Annotated in this window: 7 protein-coding genes and 1 pseudogene; 3 read left to right on the top strand and 5 right to left on the bottom strand. The window is 33.4% G+C overall.

What is annotated here, in order from left to right:
- Positions 1–121 precede the first annotated feature (121 nt).
- The 5 genes and pseudogenes from ACWOEC_RS11970 to ACWOEC_RS11950 all read right to left on the bottom strand — a co-directional run.
- Positions 122–1,438 (bottom strand): annotated as a pseudogene (locus ACWOEC_RS11970) (multicopper oxidase family protein); the annotation flags it as partial.
- Between the two features lie 10 nt (positions 1,439–1,448).
- Positions 1,449–1,661 (bottom strand): heavy-metal-associated domain-containing protein, encoded by a 213-nt coding sequence (locus tag ACWOEC_RS11965; protein ID WP_455308449.1) that lies wholly within the window; start codon positions 1,659–1,661, stop codon positions 1,449–1,451.
- Positions 1,662–1,679: 18 nt separating this feature from the next.
- Positions 1,680–1,880 (bottom strand): cation transporter, encoded by a 201-nt coding sequence (locus tag ACWOEC_RS11960; RefSeq protein WP_455308445.1) that lies wholly within the window; start codon positions 1,878–1,880, stop codon positions 1,680–1,682.
- A complete protein-coding gene (locus tag ACWOEC_RS11955) occupies positions 1,864–2,229 on the bottom strand; it encodes a BlaI/MecI/CopY family transcriptional regulator (RefSeq protein ID WP_455308443.1) in 366 nt (121 codons plus the stop codon). Before ACWOEC_RS11955 ends, ACWOEC_RS11960 begins: the two co-directional genes overlap by 17 nt.
- 15 nt (positions 2,230–2,244) lie before the next feature.
- The gene (locus ACWOEC_RS11950) at positions 2,245–2,859 is read right to left on the bottom strand and encodes a TIGR01906 family membrane protein (RefSeq protein WP_455308447.1); all 615 of its coding nucleotides are present in this window, start codon (positions 2,857–2,859) and stop codon (positions 2,245–2,247) included.
- A 155-nt stretch (positions 2,860–3,014) separates the two neighbouring features.
- Between ACWOEC_RS11950 and lgt the strand changes: the two genes are divergently transcribed.
- From lgt to ACWOEC_RS11935, 3 genes are read left to right on the top strand one after another with little or no spacing between them, the layout of a single operon-like run.
- Positions 3,015–3,818 (top strand): prolipoprotein diacylglyceryl transferase, encoded by an 804-nt coding sequence (gene lgt / locus ACWOEC_RS11945; RefSeq protein ID WP_455308441.1) that lies wholly within the window; start codon positions 3,015–3,017, stop codon positions 3,816–3,818.
- Positions 3,802–4,026 (top strand): DUF2933 domain-containing protein, encoded by a 225-nt coding sequence (locus ACWOEC_RS11940; RefSeq protein ID WP_455308439.1) that lies wholly within the window; start codon positions 3,802–3,804, stop codon positions 4,024–4,026. Before lgt ends, ACWOEC_RS11940 begins: the two co-directional genes overlap by 17 nt.
- Complete coding sequence (locus ACWOEC_RS11935) at positions 4,023–4,208, top strand: DUF2933 domain-containing protein (protein ID WP_002307645.1); 186 nt, start codon at positions 4,023–4,025, stop codon at positions 4,206–4,208. Before ACWOEC_RS11940 ends, ACWOEC_RS11935 begins: the two co-directional genes overlap by 4 nt.
- The last annotated feature ends 127 nt before the right edge of the window (positions 4,209–4,335 follow it).

The raw sequence follows: 4,335 nt of genomic DNA, 5'->3' as shown, positions 1-4,335 counted from the left end.
CCGAAAAGAAGGCACTCTCTTCGGGTTTTCGGTCTGTACTGAAATCAAGGTATTATTGGGAATCCCAGCTTAAATCATAGATACCGTAAGGGATTTTATTCTTTATTTAAAACTTTGCAACAGAACCTAATTTTTTATATAAATCTATTCTTTCCATATCAAATTGCTTATTGTTGATGTTTACCATGTGAGACATTCCATTTAAATTAATACTCTGTCTTGTTAAATCTTCCAATTTCTTTTCATCTAAAGTACTAATAGTATTTAGACTATCAGAGGGATTAAACTCTTTGTTGTCTATCGTATTCTCAATTCTCATTGTCAGTGCAACCAAATTATTTGCTAGTAAATGAATCACCTTACCTTTTTTATAATTCTGAGTATCCACTAATATTTCTGCCCTTTCCCCGGGCGCTAAAAGTAGTTTACTAAGTTTAACAGAAGTATTCAGAAAACCACCATCTGTAGCAATTTGGTAGAATGATTCGTCATTATCCAAATTAAAAGTGAAGTTTCTTGCATTGGATCCATTAACAATTCTATACCTCATCCATCGGCTTTTTATCTCAACGTATGGATTGATTGTGCCATTAGTAAGCAACGTCTCCCCTTTTGTTCCATCAGAGTTAAAATCATTTTCATAGTTAATTTGATTAGTAGAACTGAAAGATTTATCTTGCACAATCAAGGGAATGTCGTCGACACCATATTTGGAAGGTAAATCTAATAATTTTGAGTTGCCATCATCAATATACATCAAACCTGCTAAACCCTTATAAACTTGAGATGCTGTTTCTCCTTCCGGATGGGGATGAAACCAGAGTGTAGAAGCTTCTTGATCAACCTCGAATGTTACACTTTTTTTCTGTCCTGCTTCTATAATCTGATGTGGACCTCCATCTGCATCAGAAGCTACTTTCAAACCGTGCCAATGAAAAGATGTGCTAGCATCAAGATTATTGGTTGTATTGATAGTAACTTTTTGTCCTTTTTTCAGTCTAATAACTGGCCCTAAAAAATCCCCGTTATAGCCTAATGTTTCAGTTTTTTTTCCATCCATGATTTGAACTTCCCCGTTTTGAGTAACTATATCATATGTCACATTTTCTTTGCTTTTTGAAGATGGTTCAAGAACAGGGGGAATCAATAGTTGTCTCTCCGTTTGGTGTACTACCTTCAAATCAGCTTCTTGATTATCCCCCATCATATTGGACATTCTACTTGAGATTTGTCGTTGTTCTTCTTGATAGATAACTTCAGCATGCTCCTCCTTGTTCTGCTGTTGAATCAATATGAAAATACCGCCTAGGGTCAATATTGATATTGTTGTTGCTGCTAACCAAATATATTTATTATTCTTCAACCCATCATCTCCCATATCTATTATGTATTTACCATAAAAAAAATATGTGGAGATTTCGTGTCGATCCTCCCACATATATTTATATTTATATAGATATATCTATAGTTACAGTATACTTTGTATTTTTTAGTAGTTGATTTAAGAATGTTAATGTTAATTTTGAATCAGCATCGAAAGTAACTGTACCTCTAGCCAAGTCAACTATTTTTACACTGACTGTTGGCTCTGCTTCCAAAGCATTTCCTACTTTTGTTGCACACCCTGAGCAATTCATTCCACTTATTCCAAATACCTTTATCTCAGTTTTTTTTCGAATCTAAGCGTCATAACCAATGTCTTGAATAGCTGTTATAACTGTATGATTAGACAAAACACCTTCATCATATTCCAATTTTAGAACCTCAGTTGTTAAGTTAACTTTAGCGAAATATACTCCATCCAACTCATGAATTTTTTTCTCTATTGTTGTTGCGCAAACTGCACAAGTCATTCCATAAAGATTATATTTTGAAATCATTGAATTCCTCCGTGTCAGAACGTTTAACCAATCCGTTTAAATAGTAGCTTACTTCTGAGATACAACCTTCATCCATTCCAGAAAGTAACCTTTGTAGTTCGGTTTCTAAAAATTCTTGCTTCTTAATCAGTGAAGTGTAGTATCTTTGGTTTTTTGAAGTGTTAAACGTGATCACATTTTTATCTAACAACCTTCTTATTAACGTTTTTGTTGTGGAGGGATGCCAACTATTACGCTCTTGCATTCCATGTGTTATTAAACCACATGTTACCGGTTCATATCTCCAGATAAACTTTAAAACATCTAACTCTGAATTCGATACCTGTATTTTGTGTTCGACCAAGACCATCCCTCCTTAGGCTATTCATAAAGTACGTTCTTCTTTATTAAACAAATGATGAATTGTTGTCAAAGTAGAAACACTTATAGTTACAATTAATAAAAAGCATAAAAAGAAAAATGTTTCCGGTAAAAAACTGATAATTGGATCTGTACGATAGTCAAACATCCAATCATCATTGTCAAAAAATACTTGATGAAAAAGCACAAATGCTTTATCAAAAAACAGAAGTGCCATTACACAGACTGATATTATCATCCACTTGATTAAACTAGTGATTTCTCTGACTTGATCACGCGTTACTAATTTTTTCCTGTTTAGGTATAAAAGAATGCTACTCGTAGAAAGAAGCAATGAATAGTTAAGCTGGAACAAAAATTTAACATCTTTAAAATGGTTTATACCGCGATCTGAGACGTATAGATTATCAAAAACCAATTCTTTTTGAAAAGGATTATTTAAATAGCCCATTAAATTTCTAAAATCTTGATTAACTTGAGATCTACTCCAGTTTTGAAAATTTATATCGCTTTGAAAGAATAAATTGATTTTGAGCAAACCAGGGAAGTTGATTGTCAATGTAATCGCGAGGGATAAAGCAAGGACAAAAAATAATAGAAATAGCATGCTTTTTTTAATTAAATTAATATTTATATTAGATCACTCCTTTTAATATAATGATAAAAAAACTTGTGTAGAAAATGTGTACCAATGTATCTGTCAAAAAGTCTACATAAAATTTCCATAATAGCCTGCTATAGTCAAAACAAGTTCATTAGGAAGGAGGGAAGAATTTGAGAGAACCCTACGACAGAGTATTTATTTCGTTTGGTCCATTTACTATTTATTGGTATGCCATTTTCATAGTGTTTGGGATCATAATCGGATATTTTGTTGCTAATAGAAGAGCAAAGCGTGCGGCATTGCCTGAGGATACAATTGTTGATCTGTTGTTATATGGATTGCCAGTTTCTATTATATCGGCCAGATTATACTATGTACTTTTTGAATTACCTTTGTACATTGATGATCCTTTAAGTATCTTAAAAATTTGGGAAGGTGGTCTAGCAATACATGGTGGATTAATTGGTGCTGTATTGACAGGGGTTATTTATTGCAAGAAGAAAAATCTTTCTTTTTGGAATGTTGCTGACGTAGTTGCTCCCAGTATAGTAATTGGACAAATCATTGGACGATGGGGAAATTTTATGAATCAAGAGGCCTATGGAGAAATTGTAGACATAGAGTTCCTGCAATCTCTGAAACTCCCATCTTTCATAATTGATCAAATGTATATTAATGGGGCCTACCATCATCCGACTTTTTTATATGAGTCTTTATGGAATATAGGAGTACTCATTATTTTGCTTCTGGTGTCTAGAAATAGAATGTTCTTTGGGCAAATATTTTTAATTTATCTTTCACTATATTCCGTCGGGAGATTCTGGATTGAAGGATTACGGACCGACAGTTTAATGCTAACAGCAAACTTGAGAATGGCTCAAGTCCTGTCCATAGTCCTATTAATTGGCTCTATATTAACTTACATCTATCTCAAAAAATCTAAGGAGGAAGATTTACATGGAAGCATTACTTAATCTCTTACCACTACTATTACTACTAATTTGTCCTATCTCAATGATGTTTATGCATAAAGGGCACGGACATGCTGGGCATCATCATATGCATGGAGAAGATCATTTAAAACACACTGGTTCCGAAAATGATATAGCAAGTTTAAAAATCCAAACTGAGCAATTAAAAGAAGAAGTTGCTACTCTAAAGAACTTAGTTAAGGAGCGATGACAATGCAGTGGTTATTACTTTTATTATGTCCGATAATGATGATATTTATGATGAGGGGTATGCACTCAGGATCGCATAATGAAAAAGATGACGAACAATTGAAACAGGATCTTGAAAATTTAAAAGAGCAAAATGATATCTTAAGTAGTGAACTAAGCGATTTGAAATCACGGTTAAAATAAGTGGTTCTGTTGCAAAGTTTTAAATAAAGAATAAAATCCCTTACGGTATCTATGATTTAAGCTGGGATTCCCAATAATACCTTGATTTCAGTACAGACCGAAAACCCGAAGAGAGTGCCTTCTTTTC

This window comes from Enterococcus bulliens, assembly GCF_053761865.1.
Note: the sequence above shows the minus strand (reverse complement) of the source record. Positions and strands in the feature narration are given on the sequence as shown.